The following is a 17,508-nucleotide window of genomic DNA, read 5'->3' as shown; positions in this document are numbered from 1 at the left end:
CCGTCCCGCGGCGCCGGACAAAGGAGTCCCATGCCCGAAGCACTGCCGATCGCCACGGTCCGTACGCAGGTCACGGTGCCGTTGGCGTTCCCCGACGGCTACACCACCACCGTCCGGGTGTTCACGTTCAAGGGTCTGGTCGACGGTCGTGAACACCTCGCCCTCGGCCTGGGCGACTGGGCCGGCGCGCTGGACCGGCTCGCCGCCGGTGATGAGGCGCCGCTGGTCCGCCCGCACAGCGAGTGCCTGACCGGGGACGTGTTCGGCAGCCAGCGCTGCGACTGCGGGCCGCAACTGCGGGAGGCGGTGCAGCGGATCGCCGAGACCGGCGGGTTCCTGCTCTACCTGCGTCAGGAGGGCCGGGGCATCGGCCTGTACGCCAAGCTCGACGCGTACGCCCTCCAGGACGCCGGCCTGGACACCTACCAGGCCAATGTGGCGTTGGGCCGAGGCGAGGACGAGCGCGACTACACCGCCGCGGCGCAGATGCTGGCCACCCTCGGCGTGCCGCGCGTACGCCTGCTCAGCAGCAACCCGGACAAGGCCGAGCAGCTGAGCCGGCTGGGCGTGGACGTCGTGGAACGCGTCCCCACCAGCATCTTCCTCTCCCCGGCCAACGCCGACTACCTCGCGGCAAAGGCCGCCAAGGCGGCCGAGACCGAGGCGGCGGAGGCCGAGGCGGCGGAGGCCGAGGCGGCGGAGGTCGAGGCGGCCGAGGCGCAGGCGATCGGTGAGCCGGCGGGCCGTACCCCTGACCGGCCCGTCTCCCGGTGAGCTGCCGGCCGGCGTCGCCGCGGCCCTACGTGCTGCTGAGCTGCGCCACCTCCATCGACGGGTACATCGACGACGCCTCCGACCAGCGTCTGCTGCTGTCCAACGAGGACGACCTCGACCGCGTCGACGCGGTCCGGGCCGACTGTGACGCGATCCTGGTCGGGGCCTCCACCGTCCGCCGCGACGACCCCCGCCTGCTGGTGCGGTCGGCGGAGCGGCGGACCGAACGGTTGGCGTGCGGCCAGCCCGCCTCGCCGGTCAAGGTGACGCTGACCGCGCGCGGGGACCTCGACCCGACCGCCCGGTTCTTCACCGCCGGGGATTCCACCCGGCTGGTCTACTGCGCCAGCGGCGCGCTGGACAAGACCCGGGAGCGGGTCGGCGCGCTGGCCACCGTCGTCGACGGGGGAGAGCCGGTCGATCTCGAATGGGTCCTCGCCGACCTGGCGGCCCGGGGTGTGCGTCGCCTGATGGTCGAGGGTGGCGGGACGGTGCACGCCCAGTTCCTCACCGCCGGCCTCGCCGACGAACTGCACCTGGTCGTCGCCCCGTTCTTCGTCGGAGACCGCCGGGCGCCGCGCTTCGTCGACGAGGGCAGCTTCCCCTGGCACCCGGGCCGGCGGGCGCGACTGGCCGAGACGCGTCAGATCGGCGACGTGGTGCTGCTGCGCTACGCGCTCTCCGACCGCTGCCCCGACGACTGACGGCGACGTCGCAGCGCGTACGCGAGCGCGCTGAGCAGGAAGAGCGCCCCGCTGAGCGCCAGCCAGCGCAGCAGGTACGGCCGCTGGGTCTGGCCCGTGGCCGCCTCGTGGGTCGTCTCGCCCCAGCGCAGGATGCCGGGGGCGTAGACCACGAACAGCAGCGCCGTGCCGAGCGCCGGCACCCGCAGGTGGTTGAGCAGCGCGACACGACCGCGTGCCGCCGCGCGCAGCACGCGGTCGACGCCCGCGTACACCGGGAACAGCACCAGGTCGTGCGCGATGACCGCGCCGACGAACCAGAGCAGCATCCGGCCGAACGTCGCCTCGTCGGCGAGGCGGAGCGCCACCCAGCCGGCGAGCACGATCACCACCGTCACCAGGACGAGGTGCCAGGGCGCGGCCCCGTAGGCGGTCCGCAGCCGGGCCGTCCGCCCGGCCGGTCCCCGCGTCGGCCCGACCCGCTCAGTCATCGGCCCGCTCCCGGAAGTCGATCTCGGCGACCCACTTCGTGCAGTGCACGCCGGGCAGGGCGGGGACGATGACCCGGGCCGGATAGCCGTGGTCGGGGGAGAGGTCGACGCCGTTGACCCGCAGGGCCAGCAGCGAGTCGGTGTCGAGGACCTGGTTGGCCGCGAGCACCGCCGTGCGGAACAGCCCGGCCTGCTCCAGCGACGACACCTGCGCCGAGGCCGGGTCGGGCACGCCGGCGAGCGCGGCCAGGTCACGAAGACGTACGCCGGTCCATCTCTGCCGGGTCGACCAGCCCTCCACGCAGGCGATCGGCAGCGTGGCGGTGTGCTGGGCCAGAGCCAGCAGACCGGGCCGGTCCAGGGTGACCGTGCGTCCACCGCCGCGCAGCGTCAGTCGCCAGCTCGCGCCGGTCTGCTCGGGGCGTACGCCGGCGGCGGCCACGGTGCGGTTGACCGGGAAGCCGTTCGGTCCGGTGTCGGGCTGTCGCCCCCGGGGCAGCAGCAGCGCGGTCCGCCGCAGGGGACCGTCCAGGCTCTGCCCGATGGTCAGCACGGCCAGCAACAGCGCCCCGCCGCCGACCAGGGCGACCGCCCCACGCCGGCTGACCGTGGCCGGCCCGGGTTCGGCAGCGACCAGGCCGTCCGGGTCGGGCGGCTCGGGTCGCGTGTCGGCGCGCGCGGTCCGCAGCTCCGTGCCCAGCGGGCGGGACCGCAGCGCGGTCACCAGCCGGGGAAACTTGATGATCACGTGCGCCACGAAGGCCGCCGTGAAGATCCACGCGCCGAAGTAGTGGGCGGTGTAGAAGTCGAAGCCGAACACGTACGAGTACTGGATGTTGAGCAGGCCGGTGGCGATCTGGAACAGGATCCCGCCGACCAGCAGCAGCAGGGTGAGCCGTTCCAGCACCTGCGCCACCGAACGGGCCGGCGGCCAGTCGAACAGCTTCGGCAGCACCGACCACAGCTTGCCCAGCACCACCGGGACGAGCACGATGCCGAGCGTCACGTGCAGGCCCTGGGTGACCCGGAACAGCCAGGACGGCCGCGTCGGCCAGTCGAAGACGGGCAGTCGCAGCCAACCGACGTCCTGGGGGAACGCCTGGTCGAAACGGGGGCTGTAGGCGGCGTAGTCGAGCAGCCCCGTGATGATCACCAGGGGCAGCGCCACCAGCAGCGCCGTGCCGTAGACGGCGGTGAGCCAGGGACCCCGCAACGGGCTGCGCCAGGCATGGTCGGCCGCGTCCACGCCCGGCGGACGATGTCGGGCCAGCCCGCGCCAGAGCCGGCGCGGCGCGCCGTAGCCGTCCTCGTCCGACGCCGGGGCCCCGCCACCGCCCGGTCCGGGCCTTCCTCCTGGCACTCGCTGTCGCCTCCTCGCACGCTCCGCCGTCGCCGGCCCGCCGAACCGCCCGGCACGAGCGCCGGCGGCGGGCACTGCCGGCAGGTTAGACCCCGGGGGTACGCCCCAACGGGGTTTACGCATTACCGAACGCTTACCGGGCCACGCAGCCCGCCTAGCTGTTGCGAACTCCTTACGGCTGCGCCGAACCGGCCCGCCGGGCCCCCGGTCGGCCCTACCGTGGCCGGCATGCGCGTACTGGTCACCGGCGCGGCCGGGTTCATCGGGTCGCAGGTCGTCGACCTGCTCGTCGAGCAGGGCCACGAGGTGGTGGCGCTGGATGCGCTGCTGCCGCAGGCGCACGGCGGGGAGCTGCCCGCGTGGTCACGCGAGCACCAGGTGGTGCGCGGCGACGTCCGTGACGGCGCCCTGCTGGACCGCCTGCTGCCCGGCGTGGACGCGGTCTGCCACCAGGCGGCGATGGTCGGCCACGGCCTGGACCCGTCGGACGGCCCCGACTACGTCACGCACAACGACTACGGAACGGCCGTGCTGCTGGCCGCCCTGCATCGGGCGGGGATCGGCCGGCTGGTGCTGGCCAGCTCGATGGTGGTGTACGGCGAAGGGCGCTACGCCTGCCCGGAGCACACCACGGTCCGCCCCGCGCCACGGCGACCCGAGGACGTGGCGGCCGGCCGGTACGACCCGACCTGCCCCCACTGCGGTCGGGGACTGGAGCCGGTGCTCGTGCCCGAGGACGCGCCGCTGGAGCCGCGCAGCACGTACGCGGCCAGCAAGCTCGCGCAGGAACACCTGGCCGCCGCCTGGGCCCGGCAGACCGGCGGGACGGTGTGGGCGCTGCGCTACCACAACGTCTACGGCCCCCGGATGCCCCGCGACACCCCGTACGCGGGAGTAGCGTCCATCTTCCGGTCCGCGCTGGCGGCCGGTATGGCTCCGCGCGTGTTGGAGGACGGCCGGCAACGGCGGGACTTCGTGCACGTCACCGACGTGGCGCGGGCCAACCTGCTGGCGCTCACCAGCGACCTGCCGCCGGCCACCCTGGTGCCGGTGAACGTCTGCTCGGGCGAGCCGCACACCGTCGGGGAGCTGGCGGTCGCACTGGCCGAGGCGATGGGCGGACCGCCCCCACAGGTCGTGGGCGGGGCGCGCGCGGCCGACGTACGGCACGTGGTCGCCGACCCCCGCCGGGCGGCGGAACTGCTCGGCTACACCGCCCGGGTCGGCTTCGCCGACGGCGTGGCCGGCTTCGCCACCGACCCGCTCCGCGAACCAGCCGCCGTAGCAAGCTGACCCCCACCGCCCCCACCGCCCCCACCCCCACCCCGCCCCGCCCGCCCGCTCGTGCGCCGATCTTGCACTTTCTGCTGCGACAGATGTGGGCACACAGTCCATATCGGCAACCGAAACCGCAAGATCGACGCGTCAAGGGGGCGGGGAGCGCGGGGCTGGCGGCTCTTTACGTCGCTGCCGTCCGGGGAGGGGTTCTTGGCCGTCGGGGAGGCGTTGCCGCTCCTGCGAGCGTGATGACTGTGCGGCATCTTGATGCCGCAGAGTCATCACGCTCATTGAAGTGGTCGGGCATCCGGCTGTCCGCGTTGGCCGTGCCCCTGGCTCTACCCGCATGACCGCCGCTCGTCGCGCGCCTGCGCCTTCGCGCGCCTGCGCCTTCGCGCGCCTGCGCCTTCGCGCGCCTGCGCTGCCCACGCCGGGCCGCCCCGCGCCGGGCCTGCCCGCGCCGCGTTGCCCGCGCCGCGTTGCCCGCGCCGCGTTGCCCGCGCCGCGTTGCCCGCGCCGCGTTGCCCGCGCCGCGTTGCCCGCGCCGCGTTGCCCGCGCCGCGTTGCCCGCGCCGCGTTGCCCGCGCCGCGTTGCCCGCGCCGCGTTGCCCGGACATGGCCGCCCGCGCCGTGTCGTGCGGCGAGGTCGTCGCACGCGCGACGGAGCGTCGGTTCTAGGAGACCGTCCAGAGGAGGTGGTTGACGGCCAGGGCGGTGAGCGCCTGCGCGGCCAGCCACCAGCGTCGCGAGGTCGCCGGCAGGTGGGCGGTGGCGACCAGCAGCCAGACGACGAAGGGCAGCCAGATCCGCTCCACCTCCGCCTTGCTCAGCCCGGACAGGTCCGCCCCGAGGACCGCCACCAGGGCAGCGAGCGGTAGCAGCACCGTGGGGCCGGCTGCGCGTACTCCTGCTGCCGCAGGCAGGGCCAACCGCCCACCGACCCGCCGGCCACGCGCGGCCGTCAGCGCGCGGCGCAGGGCCGGGCCAAGCGCGCGGCGCAGGGCCGGCCCCAGAACCGGGCCGGCGCTGAGCAGCAGGGCGGCCAGGTTGGCCCACACCCAGTAGGCGTACGGGCGGTCGGCGGCCCAGCCCTGGTAGTAGCGCTGGACCACCAGCTGGTAGCCGTCCCACCAGTGAAAGCCCGCCGCGACGAACACCGCCGTCACGGCCGCGACCCCGATGGCGGCGGCGAGCAGCGCGCCCAGTCGGTGGGTACGGCGCAGCGCCACCACGGCCAGCGCGAGCACACCGACGAGCAGGAACCCGTACGACAGGTGCAGCGCGAACCCGAGCACCGCGCCCCCGGCCAGGGCGGCCACGCGGCCCCGGACGGCCAGCAGCGCCAGACCGGCCGCGACCACGGCGGCGAAGATGCCGTCGGCGGAGGCGCCCACCCAGACGGCCCCCGGAAGCAGCACGAGGAACGGCACCACCGTGCGGGCCGCGTCGGGCGCGCCGAGCGCGCGCAGGGTCACCGGCACCGACACCGCGATCGTGGCGCCGAGCAGGACGCAGGCCAGCGCGGCGGCGGTGCCTCCGCCGAGGCCGACGCGGTCCAGCCAGACGAAGATGAGCAGCGCGCCCGGCGGATGGCCGGCGGTGTGGGTGGACCAGGAGTCGGGTTGGAAGTCCACGATCCGGCCGGCGAATCCGGCCAGCATCGTCGGGATGTCGGTCACCCCGGGAACCTCGTGCAGGTACTCGGCCTGCGGCGTGAGCCGTCGGGTCAACCCTGCCGACCAGCCGTCGACCAGGGCCAACGACATCGTCCAGGCCACCGCCGTCAGCCACGCGGCAGCCAGCAGGTGGCCCCAGCGGGCGGTGCGGGCCCATCGGGCACCCCAGCCCACCACCGCGACCGCCACCACCAGCGCGGCGGGGCTGCCCCAGCCGACATGTGGCCGCCACGTCGCGTACAGCGGAGCGGCGTCCGCGTGCAGCCCGGAACCGCGCGCGTTGAGCAGGGCACCCACCAGCACGGCGACGCCGAGCAGCGCCGCCTCCAGGCCCAGCACGAGGAGGTCTCCGCCGTGGCGGCGAGGCGTGGTCCGCCCGGGGGCGGCGGCGTGAGCGGTGGTCGAGGCCATGACCACCGGACGGTACGGCGACAGCCCACACCCGCGCTCGCCAATCGGCGGCCCGTCACCGGACGGTAAGAAATGCCCGGGCGGTAAGGGTTCGGTAAGCACATTCCGGCCTCCGCCGCGAGGGCGTCGTCCTAGCGTCGGCGGTATGGCGACTGAGATCGACGTGGTGCTGCCCTGCCTGGACGAGGCAGCCGCCCTGCCGGGTGTGCTCACCGCGCTGCCGCCCGGCTACCGGGCCATCGTGGTGGACAACGGCTCCCGGGACGGTTCGCCCGAGGTGGCCCTCCGGCACGGCGCCCGGGTGGTGCACGAACCCCGACGCGGCTACGGCGCGGCGGTGCACGCCGGTCTGGAGGCCGCCGACGCCGAGCTGGTGTGCGTTCTCGACGCCGACGGGTCGTTCGACCCCGCCGAGCTGCCGGCCCTGGTCGCACCCGTGTCCGCCGGTACGGCCGACCTCAGCGTGGGTCGGCGTCGTCCGGTCGGGGCGGGGGTGTGGCCGTGGCACGCCCGTGCGGGTACGGCGCTGGTCGCCGCGTTGCTGCGCCGTCGGGGCGTACCCCTGCGGGACCTCAGCCCGATCCGGGTGGCCCGCCGCCAGGCGCTGCTCGACCTCGGTGTCACCGACCGGGCCTTCGGCTACCCCCTCGAACTGCTGATCCGGGCCGCCGCGGCCGGCTGGCGCATCCACGAGACGGACGTCACCTACGCGCCCCGGGCCGCCGGCACCCGGTCCAAGGTCTCCGGGTCGGTGCGGGGAACCCTGCGGGCCACCCGCGACTTCGCCGGTGTGCTGCGGACCGTGGACGGCTCCCGGTGACCGTCCTGCTGGTGGTCGCCAAGGCGCCGGTCGCCGGGGCGGTGAAGACGCGGCTCTGCCCACCGGTCACGCCGGCCCAGGCGGCCCGGATCGCCGCCGCCGCGCTGCACGACACCCTCGACGCCGTCCGCGCGACCCCCGGTGTCACTCCCGTGCTGGCCTGGTCGGGTCGGCTGGCCGAGGCAGAGGACGCCGACGTGTTGACCGCCGCGCTGCACGGCTGGTCGGTCCTCGACCAGCGGGGTGTCGGGCTCGGCGAGCGGCTCGCCAACGCGTACGCGGACGTCGCCGCCGCGTACCCCGGGCAGCCGGTGGTGCAGATCGGCATGGACACCCCGCAGGTGACGCCGGGCCGGCTGGCCGCGGCGGTGGCGGGGCTGCGCGCCGCCGACGCGGTGCTCGGCCGGGCGCACGACGGCGGTTGGTGGTCGTTGGGGCTGCGCGACCCGCGGCACGCCGGGGTGTTGCGGGACGTGCCCATGTCGACGCCCGACACCGGTCGCGACACGTGGGCGGCCCTGACCGGGCGTGGCCTGCGGACAGCGCCACTGCCGGTCCTGCGTGACGTCGACGAGTGGTCCGACGCCCTCGCGGTGGCCGTCGAGGTGCCCGGTGGACGCTTCGCCCGACAGGTCGCGGCGGTCCGCCTCACCCTGCTGCCGAAGGTCCGGCGGTGAACCCCGTCGACACCACCCCGGTCGAGGCCACGTCGCCGCGCCGGTCACCGTCCACGCCGACGTCGACCCGGGGGTACGACGGGTCCCCCGGCGACCCCTTCGCCGCCGCGCTCGCCGCCGACCGCGTGGCCCTGCGGCGGTGGCTGGTGCACGGCGACGGGGTCCGCAGCCGGCTCCCCGTGGACCGCTGGCACGGCACGGCCGAGTCGGCGGTCGCGGGCCTCGTCGCCCGCTGTGGCGGCCCGACGCTCGACCTCGGCTGCGGTCCGGGTCGGCTCACCGCGGCGCTCACCCGGGCTGGCCGGACGGCGGTCGGCGTGGACGTCTCGCCGACGGCGGTGCGGCTCACCCGCGCCCGTGGCGCGGTGGCGGTGCACGGCGACCTGTTCGGACCGCTGCCCGCCGAGGGCCGGTGGGCGCACGCGGTGCTGATCGACGGAAACATCGGCATCGGCGGGGATCCGGTGGCGCTGCTGCGTCGCTGCCGGGACCTGCTCGCACCGGGTGGCACGGTCCTGGTCGAGCTGGAGCCGCCCGGCGCGGGATTGTGGCAGGGCCAGGCCCGGGTGGCCGCCGAGCAGCGGGCCGGCCGGGTGCTGCTCGGCCCGGTGTTCCGCTGGGCCCGGGTGGACGCGCGTGCGGTGCCCGCGGTCGCCGACGCCGCCGGGTTGGCGGTTCAGGACGTGTTCCGGCAGGGGCGGCGCTGGTTCGGTGAGCTGCGGGCGAGTCGTTGAGGACGCGGGGGCGTCAGGCCGCCGGCAGGCGTACCACGAACCGGCAGCCACCGCCGACGTTCTGTACGTCCACCCGGCCGCCGTGCGCCTCGACCAGTCCGCGCACGATCGCCAGTCCCAGACCGCCGGAACCCTCGCCGCCGGGACGGGGCGTCCGGGCCGGCTCGCCCCGGAACGCCACATCGAACAGTCGGGGCAGGTCGTCCTCGGGGATGCCGCCGCAGGTGTCGGCGACCGCCAGCCAGGCGGCGTCGCGTTCACATCCGGCGTCCACCCGCACCGTGCCGTCGTCCGGCGTGTAGTGCACCGCGTTCAGCAGCAGGTTGCCCACCACCCGGGCCAGCTCGCGTTCGCTGGCCAGCACGGTGGGCCAGCCGGACTCGGCCGCCTCCAGGCGGATGCGACGGGCCTTGGCCAGCGGCGCGGTGCCGGCGAGGGCGTCGGAGACCACCTCGCCGAGCGGTACCGCCGACAGGGTCAGGCGCAGCGCGCCGGCGTTGATCCGGGAGAGCTCGAACAGGTCGTCGACGAGTCGGGTCATCCGGTCGGTCTGCACGCGGATCCGCCGGTGGTACTCGGCGACCGTCGCCGGGTCGTCGACGACCCGGTCCTCCAGCGCCTCGGCCATCGCCCGCAGGCCGGCCAGCGGTGTCCGCAGGTCGTGCGACACCCAGGCGACCAGGTCCCGGCGGCCCTTCTCGACCCGGCGTTCCCGCTCCCGGGCCTGGGCCGCCCACACCGCTGCCGCGGCCAGTCGACGCCCGAAGTACCAGCCCACCCCCAGGCTCACCACGGCCGCCGCGGCGACCGTGAGCAGGACGACCTGGAGGTCGTGCGGGGACAGGAACATCGCCTGGGCGACGACCACCACCCCCGCCACCACGGCGACCACGGTGATGGTGAGCAGGACGCACACGTGCACGGTGATCGACCGGTGCCGCAGCAGCCGCAGGGTCAACGCGCCGAGCAGGCCCACGCCGAGCGCGGCCGCGAGGGCCGCCCCGAAGATCAGCGCCAGGTCACGCATCGGCCGGCTCGTACCGGTAGCCGACGCCCCACACCGTGACGATCCGTCGTGGCTCGGCCGGGTCGTCCTCGATTTTCTCCCGCAGCCGGCGGACGTGCACCGTCACCGTGGACTGGTCGCCGAAGTTCCAACCCCACACGCGTTCCAGCAGCTCGGCGCGCTTGAACGCCCGGGTCGGGTGCCGCATCAGATGGGCCAACAGGTCGAACTCGCGCAGCGTCAGGGCCAGCTCGCGGCCGTGCAGACGGGCGATCCGCGGCCCGGTGGACACCTCCAACCCCGCGTCGGCGAGCAACTCGGCCGCCGGCGTCACCGGCTCGCCGGCCCGGCGCAGCACCGAACCGACCCGCAGCACCAGCTCACGCGGCGAGAACGGCTTGCTCAGGTAGTCGTCGGCGCCCAGTTGCAGCCCGAGCACCCGGTCCGCCTCGTCGCCGCGGGCGGTCAGCATGATGATGGGTACGCCGTCCGGCCGCTCCCGCAGTCGCCGGCACACCTGTAACCCGTCCAGGCCGGGGAGCATCAGGTCCAGGACGACCAGGTGCGGCGGCCGGTCCTGCACGGCATCGAGGGCGGCCAGCCCGTCCGCGACGTGACTCACCTCGTACCCGGCGTGCTCCAGATAGCGGCAGACCACGTCGCTGACCGTCCGGTCGTCGTCGACCACGAGCACCCGCTGCGCCACCGGCCACCTCCCCGCGACCAGCCTAGCCAGGGCCGATGCGGCCGGCGATTCCGCAGATCTTGTGGTCTCCTTACGGTTCGCCTGCTGACGGCGGGGCCTGTGGTGCGCAGTGCGGTGGCCCGCCCGGAGGCCGAGGTCACGTTGATCCCGAGTCTCCGCGGGGCCGCTTGTGGTCTGCCTGCGTACGATGCGGGGCTGAGTTTCCTCGTCACGGCGGAGGTATCGGGTAGATGTCAGGCCAGCACGAGGGTTTCGCCCTCGGCGTCGACCTCGGTACGTCCAACACGGTAGCCGTGCTGCGCTGGCCGGACGGCCGGACCCGCCCGGTGCTGATGGACGGTCAGTCGGTCAGCCCGTCGGCCGTGTACGCCGACCCGGACGGCACGCTGCACGTCGGCTGGGACGCCCGGCGGCTGGCGCAGGCCGATCCGGCCCGGTTCGAGGCGAACCCGAAGCGTCGGGTGGACGAGCCGACCGTGCTGCTCGGTGACCGGTCGTACCCGCCGGCGGAACTGCTCGCCGCGGTGCTGGCGGCGGTCGCCCGGGCCGCGGTGGGTGCGGTCGGCTTCCTGCCTCCGGCCGTGCTCACCTGCCCGGCGGCCTGGGACGAGTCACGGCGGCAGGTGCTCGCCGACGCGCTGTTGCGGGCCGGGTGGCCGCAGGCGGCCGAGCACACGCTCGCGGGGCCGACGCCACCGGGCACGCGTCTGCTGCGCGAGCCGGTGGCCGCCGCCCGCTACTACACCCAGGTCCTGCACCGGCCGGTGCCGGTCGGCGGCGCGATCGCGGTGTTCGACTTCGGTGGCGGGACGCTCGACGTCGCGGTGTTGCGCAACGAGGGCGCCGACCCGTGGGGTGACTCCGGGTTCCGGGTGGTCGCCGACGGCGGTCTGCCCGACCTGGGCGGCCTCGACCTGGACGCGGCGCTGGTGCAGCGGGTCGGCGAGCTGCTGGGGGAGCGGCACGCCCGGCGGTGGGCGCGCCTGGTCCGCCCGTCAGACCCGGCGCAGCGCCGCGACCAGGTCCGACTGTGGGACGAGGTACGCGGCGCGAAGGAGACGCTGTCCCGGTCCACTGTGGCGCCGGTCGCGGTGCCCGGGGTGGCCGAGGCGGTGCGGTTGACGCGCGACGACGTCGAGCGGGTGGCGGCGCCGCTGTTGCGTCGTGCCGTGGAGCGGGCCCGGGAGGTGATCGCCGCGGCCGGCCTGCGCCCCGACCAGCTCGCCGGGCTGTTCCTGGTGGGCGGCTCCTCGCGGATTCCGCTGGTGGCGCGAATGCTGCACGCCGAGCTGGGAGTGGCGCCGACGGTGCTGGACCAGCCGGAGCTGCCGGTGGCCGAGGGCGCACTGACGGACCTTCCGCTGCGCCGAGCGCTGCCGGCGTACGCGGGACCGCAGGCCTCGCCGGCCGGCCCGCCCGTGCCGGCTGAGGCGTCGCCCGTGCCGGCCCCGGCCGGTCCGCCGGCCGTGCCGGTTGCGTCGGAGAACGCGCCGACCGTTCCGTCGCAACCCGGGCCAGCGTCGGCCGGGCCGAACGGCGCGGGCACCCTGGTCGGCGGGGCGGGCGCCGCGCCGACGCCCACCCCGCCCATCCCGAGCGGCGGTACGACCTGGCGGCTGGCCCGGTGGGTGGTGCTCGGGGCGGTGCTCGCCCTGGCCGGGGTGGCCACCGCGACGACGCTCTACCTGCTGCGGGACCGCTATCCGGACCTGGAGTTCGGGCCGCTGCGCGAGGTGTCGAGGCCGTCGGCCGGCGCCGAGCGGCCCACTGAAATGTGGACCGCGGTGCTCGGCGACCGGGCCTATCTCGGGTACCCGCTGTCGGACGACCGGCTGGAGGTGGTCGCCGTCGACACCGGCACCGGCGACGAGCTGTGGCGCAGGCAGACCGGCGTCACCGCCGACGACTGGACCGGCCTCGTCGCCGTACCGGGGGCGGTTGCGGTCCTCGCGGACGCGCCGGGCGACAGCACTCCGCGTGAACTGGCCGTCCTGGACGCCCGTTCCGGCGCCCAGCGCTGGCACCGGGCGGTCCGCGGCGACGACGACGTCTACTTCTCCGACGACACCGCCGTGCTGGTGGACCGGGCCGCCGGTCGGCTGGTCGGCCTGAAGCTGGGCGACGGCACCGACAAGTGGAGCAGACCCAACCCGCGTGACCAGTACGGCGAGGTGCGTACCGTCGTCCTGCCGGTGGGCACCGACGCGGCGGCGGGCGGGCCGGCGTTCCTCGGCGGCGCTGCCCGCGACCCGTGGACGGGCAAGGGACGACGACTCGTGCAGATCGAGGCGGACCGCTCGGCGCGACTGCTCGACATGTCCTCCGGCTCGGTGCTGCGCGAGTGGGGCAACGTAGCCGACCTGGACGACCTGGTGGTGGCGCACGAGGACCGCCTCTTCGTGGCCCCCACCGACGGCGGGTACCAGGTGCTGGCGTACGACCTGGGTTCCGACGCGGCACCGGTGGTTGTCTACCGGGCCGAGAACGCGGAGTACCGGCCGAAGGCGCTGGTGGCCTGCGGCGAGCGGCGGGCCTGTCTGGTGCAGGTGCGCAGCGGCGACGCCGAGCACACCGAGGTGGTGGCGGCGACCGAAGGCAAGGCGGCGATCTCCTGGTCGGCGCCGGGCGCGACCGACCTGGTGCCGGTCGGCGAGCAGGTGCTCACCCAACGGGAGTACCCCAAGCCGACGGTCACCCTCTTCGACCCGGCCGGCAAGGCGGTGCTGGCCGACCGCCCCGGCGTGGCGGCCCGACTGGACGCCGGCAACCTGCTCGTCTTCGCCGAGCCGACCAGCACGGTGGCGGACAACCGGAGCGTGGCCGGCGTGTGGGCCGAGTCGGGCGACGTCGACGAGTTGGGCCAGCTCGTCGACGTGCGCAGCGAGTCCTGCTCGTGGAACACGCGGGTGATCGTGTGCGGCGCAGACAAGGACTTCGTGTTGTACCGGTTCGCCGACGACTGACCACCGGCCCGTACGATGCTCCGGTGAATCTCCGGGGTGTCGTGCGCGCCGATCGTCCGCTGGTGGTGCTCGCCGTCGGGGAGGAGGCCCGCTACCTGCCGGACGAGCTGCCCGTGCTGCTCACCGGCATGGGCAAGGTCAACGCCGCCAGCGCGGTCGCGGCGGTGCTGGCCGCCGGGCCACGTCCCAGCCTGTTGCTCAACCTGGGTACGGCCGGCGCGCTGCGCCCCGGCTGGACGGGTATCCACGAGGTCGCCACCGTGCTCCAGCACGACCTGGACACCGCCCTGTTGCGTACCCTCACGGGTCAGACCTACGGCGCGCCGCTCGCGCTGGCCGCCGAGGGCGCGGTGCTGGCCACCGGCGACACCTTCGTGGCGGACGACGACGCGCGGGACCGGCTCGCGCAGCGCGCCGACCTGGTGGACATGGAGGGGTACGCGGTGGCCTGGGCCGCCGCGCAGGCCGGGGTGCCGTGTCGGCTCATCAAGCAGGTCAGCGACGAGGCGGGGGACGGCGCGGCGCGGACCTGGCGAGAGTCGGTCGACGACTGCGCCCGGGACCTCGCCGAGTGGGTCGGGCGACACCTCGCCTGATCGTCGAAGGAGTCATCCGGCGAGCTTGCGCGGCTTGAGCCCCCGCGTGGTCTCGCGGTCACCGGCCACGGGGACCACGACGTGTCCGGCCAGCGCGAGGGCCACGATCGCGGTGACCAGCACCGGTGGCCAGCCGCCCGCCCAGGGCAGCACCAGCAGGGGCAGCAGTTGCGACGCCAGTCGCCGCCACGGCATGCGGGCGGACAGCAGGTAGGCGAACAGTGCCCGGCCGAGCACGAACACCAGTGGTCCGCCGATGATCAGCATCAGCCACCGCGCCGGGGTCGTTCCGGTCGGACGGTCGACGACCAGGTCGAAGGAGGCGGCCGTGAGGGCGACACCGACCAGCAGGACCAGGTGGGTGTACGGAGCGGCCCGGGTGGATCGGCCTCGCGCCGAGGCCGCCGAGGTCTCGAGCAACTCGCCGGCCCGGAAGACGTAGATCTGCCAGAGCAGCAGCATGATGGCGAACGCGCACAGCAGGGCGGCGATCCGGAGGCGGTCGAACTCGCTGCGGCTGAGTTCCAGGGTGGGCACCAGGATGATGTCGCCGAGGGCCAGGATGACGAACTGCTGGTACCGCTCGCCCAGGTGCGCGGTGGTCCGGTCGTACTGGTCGAGAGGCACCCGGCCGAGCCACGGTGTGGGGTAGCGCGCCGCCGCCGAGAGCAGGTCGATCGCGATCGCGGTGGTCCAGATCCACCACCGTGCCGTATCGAACAGCACGCCGGTTATCCAGAGGACGCCGGACACCAGGAACCAGAACAGGAACCGGCTGGCTCGCGCGATGGCCGCGCGGTGCCGCTGCCGATACAGGGTGCTGACCAGGACGATGCCGCGCACCACGTGGGTGCCGACGTAGGCGAGCGCGAACGCCGCGGCCTGCCCACTGGTGATCATCGGCAGCGACGCCGCCATCCCGACCGACCCGACCATGGCGATCATGAGAATGCCCTGGATCGGGCGCTGTTGGGGATCGTAGAACTCGGTCGTGGTGGTGGTGACCGACCACGTCCACCAGATCGCGGTCAGCATCAGCCCCACCGCCGCGGTGCGGGCCCAGGACTGCTGGTCGGCGAGCAGCTTCGAGGTCTGCGCGAGCGCGGCCACGAAGACCACGTCGAAGAGCAGTTCGAGCAGCGTCGCCCGGGTCGACCCGTCCGGCCGGCGTACCAGCGCCGCGGTGCCTCCGGTGGTCATGCCCGGCCTCCCGCCGTGTCTGGGAGGATTATCGGCGGCGGGGGCGCGGCGCGTCCCCGGATCGGCTATTCCCGCTGACCGGGGAAGAGGGCGGCCGGAGGTTGCCACGCCGTCGTAGCCGGGCGACGCTTGTCGGCATCCATCTATCTCGATCTCCGTCGGAGGTTCGGATGCGCCGTACGCCGCTCGTCGCCCTCGTTCTGACCGCCCTCCTGCTCGTCGCGCCGGGAGCGGCGCAGGCGGCCCTTCCCGACCGTGCCGCGTCCGACGCGGCCGGCGTCCTGTCCGGGGTACGCACACCGGGCGTCGCCTGGGGTGTCGACCCGGCCAGCGGCCGGATGACCGTCACCGTCGACGACACGGTGGCGCCCGCCGACCTGGCGCGGCTGCGGACGGTGGCCGATCGCTCCGGCGCGCTGCTGCGCCGGGAGCCCGGCACGTTGCGGACCCTGATCGCCGCCGGTCAGGGCATCTACGGCGGGGGTGGTCGCTGCTCGTTGGGCGCGAACGTGCGCAGCGGCAGCACCTACTACGTGGTCACCGCCGGGCACTGCACCGCGACCGTCAGCACCTGGTACGCCGACAGCGCACAGACCACCGTCCTGGGCACCCGAACCGCCACCAGCTATCCCGGCAACGACTACGGGCTGATCCGCTACACGGGCCGGATCGCGCATCCGAGCGCCGTCTACACCTATCCCGGGCTGCTGACCATCAACGGCCCCGGCACCGCGTACGTGGGTCAGGCGGTGTGCCGCAGCGGCGTCACCACCGGCGTGCGCTGCGGCACGGTCACCGGGCTCAACCAGACCGTCAACTACGCCACCGGCGTGGTCACCGGCCTGATCCGCACCAACATCTGCGCCGAGCCGGGTGACAGCGGCGGGCCGCTGTACGTGGCGTCCACCGGCACCATCATCGGCATCCTGTCCGGCGGCAGCGGCAACTGCACCTCCGGCGGGACGACCTACTACCAGCCCATCGCGGAGGTGCTGGCGGCATACGGACTGACCCTGCCCTGACCGTCGTTGCGCTCTCCGCAACGGCTTGCTCGCCTGGCACAACGCGCCTAGGCTCGGCGGGACCCCGGACCCCTCCCCGAGGACGTGCGCCGCGATGCCGAGCGAGCCCCGATCCGACCGTGCATCCACCTCGGCCGGCCCGCCGCCGGCCGAGGTGGTCACGGTGGGCGAGACCATGGTGATGCTGTGCCCACCCGCGGGCGAGCCGCTGGAGCACGCCGAACGCGTCACCGTCTCGGTCGGCGGCGCGGAGTCCAACGTGGCCTCCTACCTGGCCCGGCTCGGCCACCGGGCGACCTGGGTGAGCCGCGTCGGCGACGATCCCTTCGGCCGGCTGGTCGTCCGGCACGTCGCCGACGCCGGCGTCGACGTCGACCTGGTGGCGGTGGACCCGGCGGCGCCCACCGGCCTCTACGTCAAGGATCCCGGCCCCACGGCCACCGCCGTGCACTACTACCGGGCCGGCTCGGCCGCGTCCCGGATGGGCGGCGACACGGTGACCGACCCACGACTGGCCGGCGCGCGGGTGCTGCACCTCTCCGGGATCACCCCGGCGCTCTCGGCGTCCTGCCGGGCGCTGGTCGAGCGCGCCCTGACCGACCGACCGCTGCCGGGCGCGCTGGTCAGCTTCGACGTCAACCACCGAGCCCGGCTCTGGCCCGCCGAACGGGCCGCGCCCGTGCTACGCGACCTCGCCGACCGCAGCGACCTGGTCTTCGTCGGGCAGGACGAGGCGTACGCCCTCTGGGGCGCGAGCGACCCGGCCGCCGTACGCCGACTGCTGCCCCGCCCCGAGGCGGTGGTCGTCAAGGACGGCGCGGTGTGCGCCACCGTCCTGTTCCGCGACGCCGAGCCGGTCGTCGTACCGGCCCCACGCGTGTCGGTGGTGGAGCCGGTGGGCGCGGGTGACGCCTTCGCCGCCGGTTACCTGGCCGGACTGCTGCGCGACCTCGACCCGACGCGACGGCTGCGTCTCGGTCACCTCGTCGCCGCGCAGGCGCTGGGCAGCACCGGTGACAACGCTGCGCTGCCGCCGTGGCCGTGGTTCGAGCGGCTGCTCGACGGCCCCTGGTCGCCACCGGACCTGACCGCCCCCGAAGCGGAGGGCTGA

The 17,508-nt window shown here is 74.8% G+C and carries 16 protein-coding genes; 10 read left to right on the top strand and 6 right to left on the bottom strand.

Features of this window, described 5'->3' with window-relative positions; translation table 11 throughout:
• Nucleotides 1-30 precede the first annotated feature (30 nt).
• Together ACQPZK_RS16975 and ACQPZK_RS16970 are read left to right on the top strand one after the other, a co-directional pair.
• A complete protein-coding gene (locus tag ACQPZK_RS16975) occupies nucleotides 31-774 on the top strand; it encodes a GTP cyclohydrolase II (RefSeq protein WP_433533890.1) in 744 nt (247 codons plus the stop codon).
• Complete coding sequence (locus ACQPZK_RS16970; protein WP_433533889.1) at nucleotides 771-1,478, top strand: RibD family protein; 708 nt, start codon at nucleotides 771-773, stop codon at nucleotides 1,476-1,478. Before ACQPZK_RS16975 ends, ACQPZK_RS16970 begins: the two co-directional genes overlap by 4 nt.
• On the opposite strand, the gene ACQPZK_RS16965 is transcribed toward ACQPZK_RS16970, so the two are convergent.
• Both ACQPZK_RS16965 and ACQPZK_RS16960 read right to left on the bottom strand, forming a co-directional pair.
• Nucleotides 1,445-1,948 (bottom strand): hypothetical protein, encoded by a 504-nt coding sequence (locus tag ACQPZK_RS16965; protein ID WP_433533888.1) that lies wholly within the window; start codon nucleotides 1,946-1,948, stop codon nucleotides 1,445-1,447. The genes ACQPZK_RS16970 and ACQPZK_RS16965 overlap by 34 nt on opposite strands.
• Nucleotides 1,941-3,308 (bottom strand): molybdopterin-dependent oxidoreductase, encoded by a 1,368-nt coding sequence (locus tag ACQPZK_RS16960; protein ID WP_433533887.1) that lies wholly within the window; start codon nucleotides 3,306-3,308, stop codon nucleotides 1,941-1,943. Before ACQPZK_RS16960 ends, ACQPZK_RS16965 begins: the two co-directional genes overlap by 8 nt.
• Nucleotides 3,309-3,536: 228 nt before the next feature.
• Between ACQPZK_RS16960 and ACQPZK_RS16955 the strand changes: the two genes are divergently transcribed.
• A complete protein-coding gene (locus ACQPZK_RS16955; protein ID WP_433533886.1) occupies nucleotides 3,537-4,601 on the top strand; it encodes an NAD-dependent epimerase/dehydratase family protein in 1,065 nt (354 codons plus the stop codon).
• Between the two features lie 659 nt (nucleotides 4,602-5,260).
• Here ACQPZK_RS16955 and ACQPZK_RS16950 read toward each other — a convergent pair.
• A complete protein-coding gene (locus ACQPZK_RS16950) occupies nucleotides 5,261-6,673 on the bottom strand; it encodes a hypothetical protein (protein WP_433533885.1) in 1,413 nt (470 codons plus the stop codon).
• A gap of 145 nt (nucleotides 6,674-6,818) precedes the next feature.
• Between ACQPZK_RS16950 and ACQPZK_RS16945 the strand changes: the two genes are divergently transcribed.
• Genes ACQPZK_RS16945 through ACQPZK_RS16935 form a run of 3 tightly spaced genes read left to right on the top strand, consistent with a single transcriptional unit; the run spans nucleotide 6,819 to nucleotide 8,904 of the window.
• Nucleotides 6,819-7,493, top strand: a complete 675-nt coding sequence (locus ACQPZK_RS16945; protein ID WP_433533884.1) for a glycosyltransferase family 2 protein — start codon at nucleotides 6,819-6,821, stop codon at nucleotides 7,491-7,493.
• A complete protein-coding gene (locus ACQPZK_RS16940) occupies nucleotides 7,490-8,170 on the top strand; it encodes a TIGR04282 family arsenosugar biosynthesis glycosyltransferase (RefSeq protein ID WP_433533883.1) in 681 nt (226 codons plus the stop codon). The genes ACQPZK_RS16945 and ACQPZK_RS16940 overlap by 4 nt, the downstream gene beginning before the upstream one ends.
• On the top strand, nucleotides 8,167-8,904 hold the full coding sequence (locus tag ACQPZK_RS16935; RefSeq protein WP_433533882.1) for a class I SAM-dependent methyltransferase: 738 nt from the start codon (nucleotides 8,167-8,169) through the stop codon (nucleotides 8,902-8,904). Before ACQPZK_RS16940 ends, ACQPZK_RS16935 begins: the two co-directional genes overlap by 4 nt.
• A gap of 13 nt (nucleotides 8,905-8,917) precedes the next feature.
• Here the strand turns inward: ACQPZK_RS16935 and ACQPZK_RS16930 are convergent, their stop codons facing one another.
• Both ACQPZK_RS16930 and ACQPZK_RS16925 read right to left on the bottom strand, forming a co-directional pair.
• Nucleotides 8,918-9,931: a sensor histidine kinase gene (locus ACQPZK_RS16930; protein WP_433533881.1), complete on the bottom strand. Its 1,014-nt coding sequence runs from the start codon at nucleotides 9,929-9,931 to the stop codon at nucleotides 8,918-8,920.
• Nucleotides 9,924-10,616: a response regulator transcription factor gene (locus ACQPZK_RS16925; RefSeq protein WP_433533880.1), complete on the bottom strand. Its 693-nt coding sequence runs from the start codon at nucleotides 10,614-10,616 to the stop codon at nucleotides 9,924-9,926. Before ACQPZK_RS16925 ends, ACQPZK_RS16930 begins: the two co-directional genes overlap by 8 nt.
• A 230-nt stretch (nucleotides 10,617-10,846) precedes the next feature.
• On the opposite strand from ACQPZK_RS16925, the gene ACQPZK_RS16920 reads away from it, so the two are divergent.
• Together ACQPZK_RS16920 and ACQPZK_RS16915 are read left to right on the top strand one after the other, a co-directional pair.
• Nucleotides 10,847-13,579, top strand: coding sequence for an Hsp70 family protein (locus ACQPZK_RS16920; RefSeq protein ID WP_433533879.1), 2,733 nt, complete (start codon nucleotides 10,847-10,849; stop codon nucleotides 13,577-13,579).
• A gap of 23 nt (nucleotides 13,580-13,602) precedes the next feature.
• Nucleotides 13,603-14,175 (top strand): nucleosidase, encoded by a 573-nt coding sequence (locus tag ACQPZK_RS16915; RefSeq protein WP_433533878.1) that lies wholly within the window; start codon nucleotides 13,603-13,605, stop codon nucleotides 14,173-14,175.
• A gap of 12 nt (nucleotides 14,176-14,187) precedes the next feature.
• Here the strand turns inward: ACQPZK_RS16915 and ACQPZK_RS16910 are convergent, their stop codons facing one another.
• The gene (locus tag ACQPZK_RS16910) at nucleotides 14,188-15,375 is read right to left on the bottom strand and encodes a low temperature requirement protein A (RefSeq protein ID WP_433533877.1); all 1,188 of its coding nucleotides are present in this window, start codon (nucleotides 15,373-15,375) and stop codon (nucleotides 14,188-14,190) included.
• A gap of 170 nt (nucleotides 15,376-15,545) precedes the next feature.
• Between ACQPZK_RS16910 and ACQPZK_RS16905 the strand changes: the two genes are divergently transcribed.
• Together ACQPZK_RS16905 and ACQPZK_RS16900 are read left to right on the top strand one after the other, a co-directional pair.
• On the top strand, nucleotides 15,546-16,397 hold the full coding sequence (locus ACQPZK_RS16905; RefSeq protein WP_433533876.1) for a S1 family peptidase: 852 nt from the start codon (nucleotides 15,546-15,548) through the stop codon (nucleotides 16,395-16,397).
• A 163-nt stretch (nucleotides 16,398-16,560) separates the two neighbouring features.
• Nucleotides 16,561-17,508, top strand: coding sequence for a sugar kinase (locus ACQPZK_RS16900; RefSeq protein WP_433533875.1), 948 nt, complete (start codon nucleotides 16,561-16,563; stop codon nucleotides 17,506-17,508).

This window comes from Micromonospora sp. CA-249363 (assembly GCF_050950185.1).
In the GTDB taxonomy this organism is placed as follows: domain Bacteria; phylum Actinomycetota; class Actinomycetes; order Mycobacteriales; family Micromonosporaceae; genus Micromonospora.
This window is presented reverse-complemented; position numbering and strand designations above follow the sequence as displayed.

What these genes read in the sequence shown, in the direction of transcription:
- ACQPZK_RS16945 (WP_433533884.1), top strand. Translation starts at nt 6,819, where the DNA reads ATGGCGACTGAGATCGACGTGGTGCTGCCCTGCCTGGACGAGGCAGCC.
- ACQPZK_RS16965 (WP_433533888.1), bottom strand. Translation starts at nt 1,948, where the DNA reads ATGACTGAGCGGGTCGGGCCGACGCGGGGACCGGCCGGGCGGACGGCC.
- ACQPZK_RS16930 (WP_433533881.1), bottom strand. Translation starts at nt 9,931, where the DNA reads ATGCGTGACCTGGCGCTGATCTTCGGGGCGGCCCTCGCGGCCGCGCTC.
- ACQPZK_RS16905 (WP_433533876.1), top strand. Translation starts at nt 15,546, where the DNA reads ATGCGCCGTACGCCGCTCGTCGCCCTCGTTCTGACCGCCCTCCTGCTC.
- ACQPZK_RS16920 (WP_433533879.1), top strand. Translation starts at nt 10,847, where the DNA reads ATGTCAGGCCAGCACGAGGGTTTCGCCCTCGGCGTCGACCTCGGTACG.
- ACQPZK_RS16950 (WP_433533885.1), bottom strand. Translation starts at nt 6,673, where the DNA reads ATGGCCTCGACCACCGCTCACGCCGCCGCCCCCGGGCGGACCACGCCT.
- ACQPZK_RS16910 (WP_433533877.1), bottom strand. Translation starts at nt 15,375, where the DNA reads ATGACCACCGGAGGCACCGCGGCGCTGGTACGCCGGCCGGACGGGTCG.
- ACQPZK_RS16955 (WP_433533886.1), top strand. Translation starts at nt 3,537, where the DNA reads ATGCGCGTACTGGTCACCGGCGCGGCCGGGTTCATCGGGTCGCAGGTC.
- ACQPZK_RS16975 (WP_433533890.1), top strand. Translation starts at nt 31, where the DNA reads ATGCCCGAAGCACTGCCGATCGCCACGGTCCGTACGCAGGTCACGGTG.